We start from the raw sequence: 15,825 nt of genomic DNA on the forward strand, positions 1-15,825 counted from the left end.
GCCCAGTTCCTGGTCCAGACATCTGGACCTTACTATCTGCCTGCTTGCCCATATATGTAGGGCGTCATGCGGTGATTTTAAGCCCTTCGACGACACTTGCAACCGAGACTTATTGCAAGCTGCAGCATTGGCACAATTATCTCGATAAGTTTATCGGGAAATTCCAGTCCCCGAAAGGCAAACCATGTCGCTTCAGCGGAATTCACGGCTCAGCCGAAAAATCTGACAGGCAATTTTTTTCAAATTTTATGAATAAGTCGGTTACCATAAACGGATTGGTAACGCTGATGACAGTAAGGTCACGGAATTAGATTGCTGTGTGCCCTTTGCGCCGCAGTTCAAAAAAACCGGGATACAGGCAGGTCATCATCGTGCGTACCGCATTCAGTAAAGTCGCATACGCCTTGAAAAGAGCGGCGCAAGCCACCCTTCTTCTCGCTGTCGTAACAGGCTGTTCCACAGCCTCTACAACAGTGCCAGCCGTTGCAGCTAGCGATCGGTATGCCGCGATCGTGATTGACGCGAACACAGGTAAAACGCTGTTTGCATCCAATGCAGACGCAAAGCGGTATCCCGCGTCGCTCACCAAGATGATGACCATGTATATGCTTTTTGAAGCAATGAAATCCGGTCGCATCAACAAAGATACCCGCATTCCGATCTCCGCCTATGCTGCCGCACGTCCTCCGACAAAGATCGGCTTCAAGCCGGGTCAGAGCATTCGCGTTGAAGATGCCATCCTTGCCATGGTGACAAAGTCTGCCAATGACGTTGCCACGGCATCCGGCGAATTCCTCGGTGGTTCTGAAGAACGTTTCGCCCAGATGATGACGACCAAAGCCCGTCGTCTTGGCATGAGCAACACCACATTCCGCAACGCATCTGGCCTGCCAAACATGTCCCAGCAGACCACTGCCCGCGACATGGCAATCCTCAGCATTGCGCTTCGTCAGCATTTCCCGCAGGAATTCTCATATTTCTCGCGCCGCAATTTCGTATTCCGTGGTCAGACAATCAACGGTCACAACCGTTTGCTCGGCCGCGTTGAAGGTGTTGACGGCATCAAGACCGGTTACACCAATGCATCCGGCTACAACCTTGCCTCTTCGGTCAATCTCGATGGCCGTCGTCTGGTTGCGGTTGTCATGGGTGGTAACACTGGCGCAAGCCGTGACGCCCACATGACCCAGCTAATCCGCAAGTATCTGCCTGCAGCCACGCGTGGCCGTGTTTCCGAACCACTCGTCGCAATGCGCGGTGAAGTTCCACAAGTCGTTGCATCTGTCGATCTTCCAAAGGCACGTAATGCGCCAGTTCCGGTTGCACGTCAGATCAATGAAGTTGCTGACGTCATCAACAACGAAAGCGGTGAAGGCGACGTCGATCAGCCACAGGTTCTGGCTCTCGCAGCACCAACGCAGCGTCCAGCAGCAATGGCAGCGCAAGCAGCGGTTCGCCCCACGCCAAAGGCAGCGGTTCCTGCCGCACCGGCTCACGACATTGATCCCGTTACGACTGCATCGGCCCCTGCAAGCGGTGGCTGGGCAATCCAGGTCGGCTCGCTTCCAAGTGAAGGTCAGGCACGCGACATGCTCGCCAAAGCTTCGGCTTCGGTTGGTGGTTCGTTGCGCTCTGCATCGCCTTATACAGAAACCTTCACCAAGGGCAGCTCCACTTTCTACCGTGCACGCTTTGTTGGCTTCTCCTCGAAGCAGGCTGCATGGGATGCATGCGCATCACTGAAAAAGAAGAACTTTGGCTGCTACGCAGTCGCAAACTAAAAGCATTTCCAGCAAAAGCGCGAAGCGGTTTTGCATGGGACGATGCGACAAGAGAACAATCCGAACGCAGGAGGGATACCTCTCTTGCACCGCTTTAAACCCGAAATTTGTATTGCGTAGAGGGTTTCGAGATGTCGAATATGAATGAACCAATCGGACAATATGCCCTGAAGTCCAGTACATGGGCCGAACAGGCACCTCGTCCCTCAGGTCTGGGTTCCCTGTTTTCTGTTCAGGCTTTGAAGCAGGCGGCGATTCGCATTGCGGACGTGCGTCACGGCAAAGGTTTCCATACCCGCGATCTGGTTGGATTACTGGTAAGCCATGCCGCTCGCAACCGCCGCATGATGCAGCCGCGCACAATGATGCGTATGACCTTACCGGTCACATCAGACAAAGTTTCAGTACGTCTCACCATCGAAAGCTGAGGACGTTACAAGCTAAAACAAATAGGCCTGCCATTTATGGCGGGCCTATTTTTTCATAAAACTTCGTCTTTCAGAGTAAAAATTACTGACCGATGACAAGTTGCAATGTTGAATATTATTTCGGTCACTATTAACTGCTATCTGTGCGTTGCGATTAACTAATTAATTAAAAGTAGTAATTGCACCGAACGTGAACTCATGAAATTAAGCCGCCTTGTAAAAAGGAGTTTTCATGACAAAGAATATTTTTATTATTACCGTTGCTATCGCTTCATTTAGTACAGGGATGGCTAACGCATGTTCTATGGCTACTGACCCTGCAATGTGTGAACGTGAGCGGAAATGTGAAGAACAAGGGTTGTTAAAGCCATTCTGCATTTTGGGAGCTACGCAGGATCACAGCAGCGACAACAATAAGAAATAACCTAAGTAGAAAACCAACGTAACGAGCCTTTAGCATCGTTATAAGGTTTCAAATATGCGATAAGCCTCAGACATCCGGGGCTTATCGTTGTTAGAGCAGCCCCAGTGCTGCAAGCTCCTGCCGCAGCTCGGACGGCAAAGCTGCCCTACCCGATTTTCCGGCAGCTTCATCCAGCGGAACCTCATTTTCAGCGAGATAGCGCCAGCCCTGAAACGCACGCCGCGGCTGCCATTGGGTCGGGTGGATCTTTGGCTCGAGCATAAGATGACAGCGGTTAATACCCTGCTCATCGGTAAAAGGGCGGATATCCAGCAGGCGCTGACGGCATTGTACATTGCCCTTGATCACCCAGTAGAGCGAACCACCTTCCAGTAGTTCATCGACACGCTTGGGAACCATTCGTGTGGTGTGAAACTGTTCTGGAACGAGCCCGGCAGCACGCTGCTCGGCCAGCCTGAAATCAATCCAGGCCGCGAGATCTTCGATGCTGTCGCAGCCGACGCAGAGTTTGACGAGATTAAGTGCCATGGAGCTGATTTAGCCAAGCTGAATAAGAGCTTCAAGTGATAAGAACGTTATCCTCAGCAGGCAACCACATTGACAGCCAAACCGCCTTGACTGGTTTCCTTGTAACGTTCGCTCATATCATGACCTGTCTGACGCATGGTTTCGATACAAGCATCAAGCGGCACAAAATGCTGACCATCGCCTTTAACTGCCAGCGATGCAGCAGTGACAGCTTTAACAGCGCCCAGCGCATTGCGCTCTATGCAAGGAACCTGAACAAGCCCGCCCACAGGATCGCAGGTCATGCCAAGATGATGCTCAAGAGCGATTTCAGCAGCATTCTCGATCTGCTCCGGAGAACCACCAAGAACGGCTGCAAGACCGGCTGCTGCCATAGCCGACGCCGAACCGACCTCGCCCTGACAACCGACTTCTGCGCCCGAAATAGACGCATTGTGCTTGATCACACCACCGATAGCCGCAGACGTCAGCAGAAAATCGCGAATGCCCTTCTCATCGGCATCGTCGTGGAAATGCAAATAATAACGCAGAACCGCAGGCACAACGCCCGCTGCACCATTGGTCGGTGCAGTCACAACACGACCACCTGACGCATTCTCTTCATTGACCGCCATCGCATAAACAGACAGCCAGTCATTGGCGAGCAACGGATTGACCTTGTTGTTGCGCCAATCGTCTTCCAGCCGTTCAAAAAGCTGGCGGGCGCGGCGGCGAACCTTCAAACCACCCGGCATGATACCATCGCGGCTCAGTCCACGCTCGATGCAGCCACGCATTGCGCCCCAGATACGATCCAGACCTTCATCCAGATCAAGGCAAGACATATGGCATTCTTCATTGGCGCGCTTCATGTCAGCTATCGAAAGGCCGCTCGCGCGCGCCATCTCCAGCATTTCAGCAGCATTGTTGAATGGATAAGGCACATCAGCCGTTTCCTCGCGCTTTCCGCCACTGGTCTGCACACGGCTCATTTCTTCTGCTGTGACAACAAAACCACCACCGATCGAAAAGTAGACGCGGCGGAGCAACAGGCGGTCACTACGATCATAAGCCTCGAAAGCCATGCCATTGGCATGACCTGGCAAAGGTGTTTTACGATCAAGAACCAGATCCGTGCTGGGATCAAACTGATAAGCCGGATGACCGGCAGGCTGCACAGTCTTCGCGCGTGAAACCTTTTCGACTTCGCTGTCCATGATATCGGGATCGATCGAATCAGGTGTGTAGCCACAAAGACCAAGAACCACGGCGCGATCTGTCGCGTGTCCAACGCCGGTATACGCGAGCGAGCCATGAAGGCTGGCCTTTAGTCGATAAACCTTGGCATTGGCTGGCTTCGGCCAATTGTCGCTGATCAGCTCATTGAGAAACATGTGAGCGGCCGTCATCGGGCCCATCGTGTGTGAACTCGAAGGCCCAATGCCAATCTTGTAGAGATCGAATACCGACAGAAACATTCTACACCTATTCCGACCCACAAATGGGTAGTGCAATCTACTGTAACGGCCCAAAAATCAGAATCGATTTTTGGATAGCACGATGCGTGATTCAACAGTTCAAAGCGTCCTTTGTGCGCCCTACAAGGTGCACAACGCTCTAACATGCATGTGCTCATCAGACACACGCAATAATATTACACCATTATCAGATAGTGTAGGAGAGGAGCAACGCCAACAGAATGCCGAAATGCGGCATTAAATTTCCGGTTTACGCAATACCACAGCACGTCGCGTTCTTGTGCGAATGCAAACGTCTGTTCTGTCGATGTTCAATGGGAAGCTCGATCCGAAAAGCCATTCAACTTTTCAAAAATTATCACGCCCGTATCAAGCGGAGAAAAGGTAGGCCATGAGAATGATGGTAGCGAGGCCAACGACTGCCCAGAGCGTAACGCCCCAGCAGGATTTTTGAACGGTTTCGTCCATGGAGATTTTTTACAACCTTGTTGTGCAACTCTTATAATCAGCGTCCTTCACAACGCTGTTACCGGAGATATAATCCTGAAGCCGATGAAACGCAACTGTGAAAAATGGCAGAAATGCGGCGCTTTTACCCGCCTTACTTCACGGCGTTTCAAAAACTGTTTTAGTATCAGAACCTTAACAACACGTATGCTTAACAAAAGCTTTAAAGTCACGGCAGAAATGCGGCATCAGGGTTGAGGCAACAGCATATCTGTCTTACCGGTTAGCCAGTATGCAGTCAGCCCCACCCACTCGCGCATTGCCACACTAAAACGAGACAAGGCCTCATTTGGCGATTCGAGATAGAGAGAAAAACTCTCTTTTGCCGGTGTCTTGTAATCGACCGGCCAAGCAACGACATCGAAACCGGCCTTGCGGAAACATCCGATCGAACGCGGCATGTGATATGCCGATGTCACAAGAAGCCATGTTTCGCCGGGCTTTGGCTGTGCCAGTGTCTTTGAAAACTCGGCATTCTCTACCGTATTGCGTGACTTGTTCTCGAAAATGAAGCGGTCCCCCGAGAAACCGAGATCAGCCAGCATCCTGCGTGTGCTATCAGCTTCGGGCACAGCTTCTTCAAAAAAAGCACCGTCTCCGCCCGATACAATAACCTTTGCATCAGGGTATAACCGGGCAAGTCGCATTGTTTCGAATATACGGTCGGCAGCGCTATTGAGCTCAAATCCCGGTCTACCAGCGTTGATATCCCCGTTCATGTAACCGCCCAACACCACGATACCGTCGATACGTTGCGGCAGCTCTGCCTGTTTAGGAAAGCGATCTTCCAGTGGGGCGAGAAGCACAGAACCAAGCGTTGTGTACGCACTGATAAACAAGACAACAGCGCCAATAACTAGCGTTGCGAGGCCAAGTTTTCTAAACCCTGCCCAAATCAATAAAAGTGTGAGCAGCAGAAACACGAAGATGATGGTCAGAGGCTGGAAAAACAGCCAGAATAGCTTTGAAACACTGAAAAACAACACAATCTCCGCCGACAAACTTCACAGTTCAATCCAATCCGAACGAATCCGATTCTCTGACATACTATAGCCGTGCAATCGCATGTGATAAAAACCTGCCTGACTCGAATTTCCAATGCCCAGGACGTGATATGCAGAGCAATGTTGAGATGACTGGTACGCCCTCACGCCGTCAGCGGCTGGAGCGCATCGATATAGCGCGTGGTCTAGCGCTCATTGCGATGGCGATCTATCATTTCGGCTGGGACCTTGAATTTTTCGGCTATATGGCGCCAGCCACCACCGCGCATGGTGGTTGGAAACTCTTTGCCCGCTGCATCGCATCAAGCTTCCTGTTTCTGGTAGGTTTCAGCCTCGTTCTCGCACATGGCCGCGCCATTCGCTGGAATGCTGTAGGAAAACGTCTGTTGCAGATAGTGGCAGCGGCAGCTGTGATTTCAGCGGTAACATATTATATGTCGCCGGATAGCTTCATTTTCTTCGGTATTTTGCACCAAATTGCGCTGGCAAGTGTGCTTGGCCTGCTGTTCCTGCGCCTGCCTGCCGTTGTAACTCTCATAGTCGCAGCCTTTGTCATTACAGCGCCGCTTTACGCACAGTCTGATATTTTCAACCAGATGTGGCTTGCCTGGGTCGGACTTTCAACAGTCCCACCACGTTCCAATGATTATGTGCCACTGTTTCCATGGTTTGGCGCTGTTTTGCTTGGTATTGCGGCGGCGCGCATCTTCGAGCGCTTCAACTGGCTGTCAGTGCTTTCAGGCGGGATAACACCGCGTTTTCTGCAAAAACCACTGACTTTCATCGGTCGCCATAGCCTCGCATTCTATCTGATCCACCAGCCGGTGTTGATCGGGTTGGTCTTTGTCTTTTCTCAGATCATGCCACCTGCACGACCAGCGCCACGTGAAGCGTTCACACAATCTTGCGTATCATCCTGCATGCAGAATGGCAGCGAGGCGCTCTGTGCTCAGTTTTGTGGTTGCGTTGTCAGTGAACTCGACAAGGCAAAGCTGTTTGACGATGTCTTCAGCGGAAAAGCTGACCAGAACAACAACAGCACAGTTCTGCAAATCGCGGAAATCTGCTCACCTGTGCCAGATAGCCAGCCTTAGAACGCATTTCGTTCTGATTTTATCAGATCTGCGCTTTAATTCTTTGCTGTATCGCGCACCTTTCCCGAAAACCGTTTCACACTTTTCGGGATGTGCTTTAAATCAGGTGGAAACACCAAGTTCTGCCAAACGCTCAATGCAGGCTTCTTCCACCTGATCAAGCTCGGCAAGCGTCTCATCAATATCACGACGCTTCTGCCGAAGATCGCCTCGTTTTTCCTCAACACGCTTCATCAGTAACTTGAGCTGGCCAGTTTCACCCGGTGGCTCACGATACATCTGCACGATTTCATGGATCTCGGCGATCGAGAACCCAAGGCGCTTTCCGCGCATGATTTGCTTGAGAAGATGCCGATCAGACGGCCTGAACAAGCGCGTGCGACCACGCCGTACAGGCGCTATCAACCCCTCATCCTCATAAAAACGCAGTGTCCGGGTTGATATCCCGAATTCCCGCGTCAGCTCCGTGATCGTATAATATTCGCGCACTACGACATCCCAGTCTTGCAATATGCAGGCAAATGTTGTGCAACCGCCTTTACGTAAAAGTCAATATTAAACCGTCACATTCGCTAATATTGCCTATAAGTAGCCACCACATTTATCACACAGCCTTGCCATCATAGTGCCGCTCATGCGTTATGAAGTGACAACAGGATTGGTAACTGACAGCGATTCATGCGGCATTCTATAAAATATACCCTTATTGGACTGGTTATTGTTGCGCTTGCCGGTGCAGCACCTTTTGCGGTTGAACCTGTTGTCCAGAAGATCGGCGAAGGTTCGATCCGTCAGTTGGCGAGAGATGGCAACTTCTGTACAACGGGTGACTGCGAAGAAGGCATAAACTATGCCATTGGCTTCCTAGAAACCAATTATGGTCTCTCTCCGGAGAACGTTAAATGGTGTATGGGTGTCGATGTTATCGCACATTATGAATTGCCATTTGGCAATGAATTGAAAAAGACGATAACTGATCGGATGTATCAGCGTTGCGGCGATCCTAATCAGGACGAACCTGTCGGAAATTACACGGCAGAATAGAAGGCCCTTTGTTTAATGACGCGACTTTTGCGCCTTGCCGCGTGGCTGGTTCTGGCAATAATTCTTATCGTGACGATAAGCCCGATCCAATTTCGACCCATTACCGGTGAACCGGCTGATGTTGAACGTTTCGCAGCTTTTGTTCTTGTCGGTTTTCTGTTTGCGCTCGCCTATCCACGCCACTGGATCGCCGTTTTGTTATTGACTGTCGGATGCGCAGGCATGTTTGAGTTGCTTCAACGCTTAGCTCCGGGTCGTCATGGAGAATTCGCAGACTTTGTCTTCAAAGCAGTGGGTGCAATCGGTGGCGTTTTTATCGGCCGTGGCCTTAGCCTTCTGCCGTTCTTTTCAAAAAAGACCGGAAGCTAGCGCCCGACCTTCTGTTTTCCCCATTGGAACCAAACCGATGCATGAGCGTTTTATCAGCATCAATTCCAACGGAGGTTTGAAATGGCCGATAACAAAACAGCTAACGACGTTCAGCAGGCTCTGGAACAACAGGTTTCTGAATTGCGCGGTGAGCTGAAACGTCTGTCAAAGTCTTTGGCATCACGCACAAGCGACTTTAGAGATACCGCCGAAGACGCTCTGGATGATGCATCCGGTCGGTTCCGACATGCAGCGCAGGCAGTCCGTGAACGCGGTCAGGCAGTGGCAGAAACGGTTAAGGAAAATCCCGGCACAGCAACGACCCTATTTGGTACTGCTGGCATCTTGGGCATCTTGATCGGTGTAGCGATTGGCTGCGCTTTATCTGATCGCCGCTAATTCAGATAAGACTCCTCCTGACTAACCCGCGCTCCACAGCGCGGGTTTTCTTATGGGCTTTACCCACGACATCAACGCTGCTAATCGGAGCCGTTGGCTATCTGCCACCGGTCGCAGCCTACCCGGTTAAAACAAGGACAAACGCGTGATATGCACGCGTGAAGACTGCACCGTGGCTTTCATAAAGGCACGCAAATGTCTGAAAAGACGATATATTCCGATTTAAAGCAACTTGGATCAACCGCGGCAGTTCCACAATCACCTGAAGAGGCTGTTCTTGAACGCGTTGCAAATCCGCAAGCAGGAACACCCTATTGTGTTCGCTTCACAGCACCTGAATTCACCTCGCTCTGCCCCATGACCGGACAGCCAGACTTCGCACATCTGATGATCGATTATGTGCCCGGAGAATGGCTGGTTGAAAGCAAATCGCTCAAACTTTTCCTGTTTTCTTTCCGCAATCATGGTGCGTTCCATGAAGACTGCACAGTGACAATCGGAAAGCGTCTGGTTGAACTTCTAAAGCCTGAGTGGTTGCGCATTGGCGGCTACTGGTATCCGCGCGGTGGCATCCCGATTGATGTGTTTTATCAAACGAGCGCAGCACCTCAGAATGTTTGGATTCCTGAACAGTCAGTACCCAATTATCGTGGTCGCGGTTGATTACAAATATCTGTATCTAAAGCGCGTCCAAATAGGTGTGAAACAGTTTTCGGAGAAGTTGCGCGTAAAGACAAATAATTAGAGCGGTTCAACACCTCGTTTTAATCGGAACCGCTCTATTGCCGCTATGCACCGCGATGCCTATTATTGGCATCAATATTGAAACCGGAAACACTTCAGATGACTAAAGTTTTCCTATTGATTTCGCTGGCTGTTCTTTCCGGCTGCGGTGCTGGAAAAGCGGCAATGGATGCGGGCAAAGGGTTCGACCGATTCGCTTGCGCATCGCGCAATTTCAAGGGCGAACCGCCCTGCCCGCAGCCTGATACTCCAAACCAGACACCATAACCCGGAAAGAGGCAGCCATGGCCATTCAACCCCAAGACGTTCTCGAATTCTGGTTCTCCGCAAAGATGCGGGAAAACTGGTTCACCAAGAGCGACGAAATCGACGCGGAAATTCGCGAAAAGTTTTTGGCTGCTTATGAAGACGCGCGCGCTGACAAGCTCGAAGACTGGAAACAACTGCCGGAAAGCGCACTCGCGCTGACCATTCTGTTCGATCAGTTTCCACGCAATATGTTCCGTGGCTCTCCGCGCTCATTTGAAAGCGATGGCCTTGCACGTGATGTGGCAGCACAAGCGCTCGACCACGATTTCGATCGCAAACTGTCCGCTGAACAGCGGCAGTTTTTCTATCTGCCTTTCATGCATAGCGAACACCTGAGTGATCAGAAGCGCTGTGTCGATCTTTACGAAAAGCTGGGCGACGAATCCTCACTCGGCTTTGCGCGTCAGCATCACGACATTATCGAACGCTTCGGCCGCTTCCCGCACCGCAATAAGGTGCTGGGGCGCGACACCACGCACGATGAAGCCGAATTCCTCAAGGAACATGCAGGCTTTTGATTTCATAAAAGTTTGTAGGGCAGAATACCACGGCGGTCATGATCGACCGATATGCGGCTTTTGAGTGGTGGGACAGCGCGCTGAACACATTCAGCGCGTTCGCATATGCGGCAAGAAACACCTATTGGGTCAAAAGCAGAGCGCGTGGCGATATCGAGCCCTTCGGCATAGACAAAGTCCTGCGCATGCGTCACCTCGCAGCCAAGTGCTATGGCATAGCGGCGCTGTGGGGCATTGAAACCGCCTTCGCTCTTCGTGAGTTCTGTCGCGACACAAAGATAGCGCGCACCGTCCGGCGTTTCCGCAAGCTGCCGGATAATACGCCCCGGCGTCTCAAACGCCTGATGCACATTCCACAGCGGACAGGCTGCGCCATAGCGCGCAAATTGCAGCTTTGCCGCACTGTGACGCTTGGTAATATTTCCCGCCCGATCGATACGCGCAAAAAACACAGGCACGCCGCGCTGGCCGGAGCGCTGCAAGGTGCTCAGCCGATGCGCGACCTGTTCAAGGCTGGCTCCAAAACGTGACGCCAGCAATTCCAGATCATGCCGTAGCTCTTTCGCAGCCGACAAAAAGTTCTGATAGGGCAGCATCAACGCGCCAGCGAAATAATTGCGTAGCCCAATTTTGCAAATTTCAACAGCTTCCGCTGAGCGAAAATCTGCACGCTTTGCGATTGCTGTGACAACTTCCTCCATTTCCAGTTCTGCAATCTGAAATGCGATCTGGAAATTCCGTGTCGAAGCAGGTGAATAAGGATTGAGATAGAGAATACGGGTTTCAGTGTCGAAACGGCGCAGAATAGCCTCATCCGGATCAGCGCGCGCAACGCGCACCCGGTGATGACTTTCCATATATTGCGGCAGCGCCAAGCCAATATCCCGCGCTGGAATGTCGAGCTTCTCAGCAAGCTTTTCTGCGGCAATATCAATCTCATGGACGTAATTGTCGATAAAATGGAAAAAGTCGCGCACTTCTTCATAAGGTGCTGGCTCGGCGACTGACGGCGCGCGCCCAAGCTGATTATCGAGGCTTGCCAATTGCTCGCTGTTGCGCCGATAGGCCTGATGACAAGCGATCAGCGCATGCGCCAGTCCCGGCGCATTCTGCGTGATCAGCTTCAGTTCCTGCAAATTTGGCTTGTAATTATCAAAGACAGGATCAGCCAAGGCTTCTGATACAGCGGATAACAAACGATCATCATCGCCCAGTGAAATCGCACCAATGTCGATCTGGTAGTTCTCGGCGAGCGCCAGCAAAACAGCAGCTGAAACCGGCCGCTGATTGTTCTCGATCTGGTTCAGATAACTCGTTGAAATACCTAAGCGTTCAGCAAAACCGGACTGGGTTGTCCGATGCTGCTCGCGTATCTCACGGATCTTTCTGCCAACGTAAAGTTTTCTCGGTGCCATGTTTGCAAATTCGCATTTCGCTATTTGCAAATTTATAAATTACACAGCTACACCTTTTCAAGCTTTCAGAATGCGGCATACTGGCTCTAATCATTGAGACAACAACCCGCAATTTCATAGCTTTCCAAAGGCATAGCGAATGCAGGAACTTCTCGAACAACTTGAAGCACGTCGCACGGAAGCGCGCCTTGGCGGCGGGCAAAAACGTATTGATGCCCAGCACGGCAAAGGCAAGCTCACTGCCCGCGAAAGACTGGAAGTGCTGCTCGACGAGGGATCGTTCGAGGAGTTTGATATGTATGTCACGCATCGCTGCACCGACTTCGGCATGGAGAAGCAGAAAATCGCGGGCGATGGCGTCGTTACCGGTTGGGGCACGATCAATGGCCGACAAGTCTATGTGTTCAGTCAGGACTTCACCGTTCTTGGCGGTTCGCTGTCCGAAACCCATGCGCAGAAAATCTGCAAGATCATGGATATGGCGATACAGAACGGCGCGCCGGTGATCGGCCTCAATGATTCTGGTGGCGCACGTATTCAGGAAGGCGTGGCATCGCTCGCGGGCTATGCTGACGTCTTCAAGCGCAATGCCGATGCTTCAGGCGTTATTCCGCAGATTTCCGTCATCATGGGACCATGTGCCGGTGGCGCGGTTTATTCTCCAGCCATGACCGACTTCATTTTCATGGTGCGCGACTCATCTTACATGTTCGTGACGGGGCCGGATGTGGTCAAAACCGTCACCAATGAGATTGTGACGGCGGAAGAACTTGGTGGCGCACGCACGCATACGCAGAAATCCTCTGTTGCCGATGGCGCTTATGAAAACGACATCGAGACACTCGAACAAGTGCGTCTTCTGTTCGATTTCCTGCCGCTCAACAATCGCGAAAAATCGCCTACCCGCCCTTTCCACGACGATCCCGCGCGCCTCGAAATGCGGCTCGACACGCTGATCCCCGATAGCGCCAATAAGCCCTACGATATGAAGGAGCTCATCCTTGCGCTGGCGGATGAAGGCGACTTCTTCGAAATTCAGGAAGCTTTTGCCAAGAATATCATCACCGGCTTCATTCGCATGGAGGGTAAGACCATTGGTGTCGTCGCCAATCAACCGATGGTGCTGGCTGGTTGCCTTGATATCGATTCGTCGCGCAAAGCTGCACGCTTCGTGCGCTTCTGCGATGCTTTCAACATTCCGATCCTGACACTTGTCGATGTTCCGGGCTTTTTGCCCGGTACAGCGCAGGAATATGGCGGCGTGATCAAGCATGGCGCGAAACTATTGTTTGCATATAGCCAGGCCACCGTTCCGATGGTGACACTCATCACCCGTAAAGCCTATGGCGGCGCTTATGACGTGATGGCTTCCAAACATATCGGCGCAGACATGAATTACGCATGGCCCACCGCCGAGATTGCCGTCATGGGTGCCAAGGGTGCCACCGAAATCCTTTATCGCTCCGAACTTGGTGACACTGAAAAGATTGCAGCCCGAACGAAGGAATATGAGGAGCGTTTTGCCAATCCTTTCGTTGCGGCTGAACGCGGTTTCATTGATGAGGTGATCATGCCGCATTCATCCCGCCGCCGCATCGCCCGCGCTTTCTCTGCTCTGCGTAACAAGAGCCAGAACACGCCCTGGAAAAAACACGACACAATTCCGCTTTGATAGCGATGAGTGGGAACAAAATGATAAAGAAAATCCTCATTGCCAATCGCGGCGAAATCGCTTGCCGGGTTATCAAAACGGCAAAGAAAATGGGCATTGCTACGGTCGCGGTCTATTCCGATGCCGACCGTAACGCGCTGCATGTTAAAATGGCCGACGAGGCCATACACATCGGACCAGCGCCCTCAAACCAGTCCTATATCGTCATCGATAAAATTCTGGCAGCAATCAAGGAAACAGGCGCAGATGCCGTACATCCGGGTTATGGGTTTCTGTCCGAAAACCCACGTTTTGCCGAAGCGCTGAAAGCCGCCAATATCACATTCATCGGACCGCCGGTGAACGCGATTGAAGCCATGGGAGACAAGATCACCTCCAAAAAACTCGCATCGGAAGCAGGTGTTTCCACCGTTCCGGGCCATATGGGGCTGATTGAAGATGCGGACGAGGCGGTCCAAATCGCAAGCAAAGTCGGCTATCCGGTGATGATCAAGGCCTCTGCTGGCGGCGGCGGCAAGGGTATGCGCATTGCATGGAACGACGAAGAAGCCCGCGAAGGCTTCCAGCTCTCGCGCAATGAAGCCAAGTCTTCCTTCGGCGATGACCGCATCTTTATAGAAAAATTTGTCACTCAGCCGCGCCATATCGAAATTCAGGTTCTTGGCGATCAACACGGCAACGTCATCTATCTGGGCGAACGCGAATGCTCCATCCAGCGCCGCAATCAAAAGGTCATTGAGGAAGCACCTTCGCCTTTCCTCGATGAAGCAACCCGAAAAGCCATGGGTGAACAGGCTGTCGCGCTTTCCAAAGCGGTTGGCTATTACTCAGCGGGCACCGTAGAGTTCATCGTCGATGGCGACCGCAATTTCTATTTCCTCGAAATGAATACGCGCCTGCAGGTTGAACATCCGGTTACAGAACTCATCACCGGCATTGATCTGGTTGAAGAAATGATACGCGTTGCGTCGGGCGAAAAACTACGCATCACACAAGCCGATGTGAAGCTTAATGGATGGGCCATAGAAAGCCGCCTATATGCCGAGGATCCCTATCGCAACTTCCTGCCATCCATTGGCAGGCTGACCCGCTATCGCCCTCCGGTTGAAGGTCACAGCAAAAATGGCTGTGTCATCCGCAACGATACGGGCGTCTTCGAGGGCGGCGAAATTTCAATGTATTATGACCCCATGATTGCAAAGCTCTGCACATGGGGACCAGATCGATTGAGCGCAATCGGCGCCATGGGCGAAGCGCTCGATGCGTTTGAAGTGGAAGGCATCGGCCACAATCTGCCGTTCCTTTCAGCGGTTATGGATCATCCGCGTTTTCGCGCTGGCGCACTGACCACAGCCTTCATCTCGGAAGAATATCCCGACGGGTTTGCAGGCGTCACGGTGTCGGAAGAAGACGCGCACGTGCTTGCAGCCGTTGCAGCACAAATCAACATGGTTGTTGAGCAGCGTAACAGCCAAATTTCCGGCAGACTTTCCACACAAGCGCAGTCGGTGGCAACCGACTGGGTTGTTACATTCAGTGGCTTCAGCTTGGCCTTCCGGATTGCTGAAGGCGAAGGCGGCACGACAATCAACTTTGTCGATGGGCTAAGCCTGCCGGTCGCCAGCGACTGGCATCCGGGTAATCAGCTTGGATCATTCACAGTTGGCGGCAAGCCAGTTGCCGTAAAGGTCTTGCGTTCAAGAACCGGTTGGCGGTTGCGCTGGCGTGGCATGGATGTCGTTGCGCATGTGCGCTTACCACGCGTGGCAGAACTGACAAAACTCATGCCCGTCAAGCTGCCGCCCGATACGTCGAAGATGCTGCTTTGCCCGATGCCCGGCGTCATAACCTCTGTGCTCGTGAAGGATGGCGAGACGGTCGAGGCTGGCCAACCACTTGCCACGGTAGAAGCTATGAAAATGGAAAACGTGCTGCGCGCAGAACGCCGTGCTACCGTAAAACGCATCGCTGCGGAGGAAGGCGCAAGCCTTGCGGTCGATGAACTCATTATGGAATTTGAGTGACCCTTCGGGACAGCGCTTCGCGCCTCGTCAGGGTGAATGGCTACTGCCTAGGTTGAAGAGCCATGTTCAGGTTGAAAGTCGGCTATTCAAGGTGAATAGCTACGTGCT

17 protein-coding genes are annotated in these 15,825 nt (G+C 52.1%); 12 read left to right on the top strand and 5 right to left on the bottom strand.

The window, feature by feature from the left end:
- Window positions 1–371: 371 nt before the first annotated feature.
- The 3 genes from OIV19_RS07110 (at window position 372) to OIV19_RS07120 (ending at window position 2,633) form a co-directional block, all read left to right on the top strand.
- Window positions 372–1,781: a D-alanyl-D-alanine carboxypeptidase gene (locus tag OIV19_RS07110; RefSeq protein ID WP_095447911.1), complete on the top strand. Its 1,410-nt coding sequence runs from the start codon at window positions 372–374 to the stop codon at window positions 1,779–1,781.
- Between the two features lie 131 nt (window positions 1,782–1,912).
- Window positions 1,913–2,209 (top strand): hypothetical protein, encoded by a 297-nt coding sequence (locus tag OIV19_RS07115; protein ID WP_151093634.1) that lies wholly within the window; start codon window positions 1,913–1,915, stop codon window positions 2,207–2,209.
- Between the two features lie 232 nt (window positions 2,210–2,441).
- On the top strand, window positions 2,442–2,633 hold the full coding sequence (locus tag OIV19_RS07120) for a hypothetical protein (protein ID WP_264231076.1): 192 nt from the start codon (window positions 2,442–2,444) through the stop codon (window positions 2,631–2,633).
- Window positions 2,634–2,723: 90 nt separating this feature from the next.
- Here OIV19_RS07120 and OIV19_RS07125 read toward each other — a convergent pair whose 3' ends face one another.
- From OIV19_RS07125 to OIV19_RS07135, 3 genes are all read right to left on the bottom strand, one after another.
- Window positions 2,724–3,161 carry a DUF1489 family protein gene (locus tag OIV19_RS07125; protein WP_151093632.1) on the bottom strand — a complete coding sequence of 146 codons (438 nt, stop codon included), beginning with the start codon at window positions 3,159–3,161 and terminating at the stop codon, window positions 2,724–2,726.
- Window positions 3,162–3,214: 53 nt separating this feature from the next.
- Window positions 3,215–4,618: an L-serine ammonia-lyase gene (locus OIV19_RS07130; protein WP_264231077.1), complete on the bottom strand. Its 1,404-nt coding sequence runs from the start codon at window positions 4,616–4,618 to the stop codon at window positions 3,215–3,217.
- Between the two features lie 695 nt (window positions 4,619–5,313).
- Entirely contained in the window at window positions 5,314–6,108 is a 795-nt protein-coding gene (locus OIV19_RS07135) for a YdcF family protein (protein ID WP_095446776.1), read from the bottom strand.
- 149 nt (window positions 6,109–6,257) lie between these two features.
- Here OIV19_RS07135 and OIV19_RS07140 point away from each other — a divergent pair, with 149 nt between their 5' ends.
- Complete coding sequence (locus OIV19_RS07140; RefSeq protein ID WP_264231151.1) at window positions 6,258–7,223, top strand: acetyltransferase domain-containing protein; 966 nt, start codon at window positions 6,258–6,260, stop codon at window positions 7,221–7,223.
- Window positions 7,224–7,325: 102 nt separating this feature from the next.
- Here the strand turns inward: OIV19_RS07140 and OIV19_RS07145 are convergent, their stop codons facing one another.
- On the bottom strand, window positions 7,326–7,712 hold the full coding sequence (locus OIV19_RS07145) for a MerR family transcriptional regulator (protein WP_024897062.1): 387 nt from the start codon (window positions 7,710–7,712) through the stop codon (window positions 7,326–7,328).
- 189 nt (window positions 7,713–7,901) lie between these two features.
- Between OIV19_RS07145 and OIV19_RS07150 the strand changes: the two genes are divergently transcribed.
- The 6 genes from OIV19_RS07150 (at window position 7,902) to OIV19_RS07175 (ending at window position 10,606) form a co-directional block, all read left to right on the top strand.
- Window positions 7,902–8,267, top strand: a complete 366-nt coding sequence (locus OIV19_RS07150; RefSeq protein WP_264231078.1) for a hypothetical protein — start codon at window positions 7,902–7,904, stop codon at window positions 8,265–8,267.
- Between the two features lie 15 nt (window positions 8,268–8,282).
- Window positions 8,283–8,636 carry a VanZ family protein gene (locus OIV19_RS07155; protein ID WP_095446778.1) on the top strand — a complete coding sequence of 118 codons (354 nt, stop codon included), beginning with the start codon at window positions 8,283–8,285 and terminating at the stop codon, window positions 8,634–8,636.
- Between the two features lie 81 nt (window positions 8,637–8,717).
- Window positions 8,718–9,035, top strand: coding sequence for an ElaB/YgaM/YqjD family protein (locus OIV19_RS07160; RefSeq protein WP_095446779.1), 318 nt, complete (start codon window positions 8,718–8,720; stop codon window positions 9,033–9,035).
- Between the two features lie 195 nt (window positions 9,036–9,230).
- The gene (gene queF / locus OIV19_RS07165) at window positions 9,231–9,698 is read left to right on the top strand and encodes a preQ(1) synthase (protein WP_264231079.1); all 468 of its coding nucleotides are present in this window, start codon (window positions 9,231–9,233) and stop codon (window positions 9,696–9,698) included.
- A gap of 180 nt (window positions 9,699–9,878) precedes the next feature.
- On the top strand, window positions 9,879–10,046 hold the full coding sequence (locus OIV19_RS07170; protein WP_167388300.1) for a hypothetical protein: 168 nt from the start codon (window positions 9,879–9,881) through the stop codon (window positions 10,044–10,046).
- Window positions 10,047–10,063: 17 nt separating this feature from the next.
- Window positions 10,064–10,606: a DUF924 family protein gene (locus OIV19_RS07175; RefSeq protein ID WP_095446781.1), complete on the top strand. Its 543-nt coding sequence runs from the start codon at window positions 10,064–10,066 to the stop codon at window positions 10,604–10,606.
- 2 nt (window positions 10,607–10,608) lie between these two features.
- Here the strand turns inward: OIV19_RS07175 and OIV19_RS07180 are convergent, their stop codons facing one another.
- Complete coding sequence (locus OIV19_RS07180) at window positions 10,609–12,021, bottom strand: XRE family transcriptional regulator (RefSeq protein ID WP_264231080.1); 1,413 nt, start codon at window positions 12,019–12,021, stop codon at window positions 10,609–10,611.
- A gap of 139 nt (window positions 12,022–12,160) precedes the next feature.
- Here OIV19_RS07180 and OIV19_RS07185 point away from each other — a divergent pair, with 139 nt between their 5' ends.
- Window positions 12,161–13,693, top strand: a complete 1,533-nt coding sequence (locus OIV19_RS07185) for an acyl-CoA carboxylase subunit beta (protein WP_264231081.1) — start codon at window positions 12,161–12,163, stop codon at window positions 13,691–13,693.
- Window positions 13,694–13,713: 20 nt separating this feature from the next.
- A complete protein-coding gene (locus OIV19_RS07190) occupies window positions 13,714–15,717 on the top strand; it encodes an acetyl-CoA carboxylase biotin carboxylase subunit (RefSeq protein WP_264231082.1) in 2,004 nt (667 codons plus the stop codon).
- The last annotated feature ends 108 nt before the right edge of the window (window positions 15,718–15,825 follow it).

Origin of the sequence: Brucella sp. HL-2 (genome assembly GCF_025846885.2) — a bacterium.
GTDB lineage: Bacteria > Pseudomonadota > Alphaproteobacteria > Rhizobiales > Rhizobiaceae > Brucella > Brucella quorumnocens.

Coding starts and splice junctions, on each gene's coding strand:
- OIV19_RS07185 (WP_264231081.1), top strand. CDS start 12,161: ATGCAGGAACTTCTCGAACAACTTGAAGCACGTCGCACGGAAGCGCGC.
- OIV19_RS07180 (WP_264231080.1), bottom strand. CDS start 12,021: ATGGCACCGAGAAAACTTTACGTTGGCAGAAAGATCCGTGAGATACGC.
- queF (WP_264231079.1), top strand. CDS start 9,231: ATGTCTGAAAAGACGATATATTCCGATTTAAAGCAACTTGGATCAACC.
- OIV19_RS07155 (WP_095446778.1), top strand. CDS start 8,283: ATGACGCGACTTTTGCGCCTTGCCGCGTGGCTGGTTCTGGCAATAATT.
- OIV19_RS07175 (WP_095446781.1), top strand. CDS start 10,064: ATGGCCATTCAACCCCAAGACGTTCTCGAATTCTGGTTCTCCGCAAAG.
- OIV19_RS07140 (WP_264231151.1), top strand. CDS start 6,258: ATGACTGGTACGCCCTCACGCCGTCAGCGGCTGGAGCGCATCGATATA.
- OIV19_RS07170 (WP_167388300.1), top strand. CDS start 9,879: ATGACTAAAGTTTTCCTATTGATTTCGCTGGCTGTTCTTTCCGGCTGC.
- OIV19_RS07150 (WP_264231078.1), top strand. CDS start 7,902: ATGCGGCATTCTATAAAATATACCCTTATTGGACTGGTTATTGTTGCG.
- OIV19_RS07125 (WP_151093632.1), bottom strand. CDS start 3,161: ATGGCACTTAATCTCGTCAAACTCTGCGTCGGCTGCGACAGCATCGAA.
- OIV19_RS07160 (WP_095446779.1), top strand. CDS start 8,718: ATGGCCGATAACAAAACAGCTAACGACGTTCAGCAGGCTCTGGAACAA.
- OIV19_RS07115 (WP_151093634.1), top strand. CDS start 1,913: ATGTCGAATATGAATGAACCAATCGGACAATATGCCCTGAAGTCCAGT.
- OIV19_RS07130 (WP_264231077.1), bottom strand. CDS start 4,618: ATGTTTCTGTCGGTATTCGATCTCTACAAGATTGGCATTGGGCCTTCG.
- OIV19_RS07190 (WP_264231082.1), top strand. CDS start 13,714: ATGATAAAGAAAATCCTCATTGCCAATCGCGGCGAAATCGCTTGCCGG.
- OIV19_RS07120 (WP_264231076.1), top strand. CDS start 2,442: ATGACAAAGAATATTTTTATTATTACCGTTGCTATCGCTTCATTTAGT.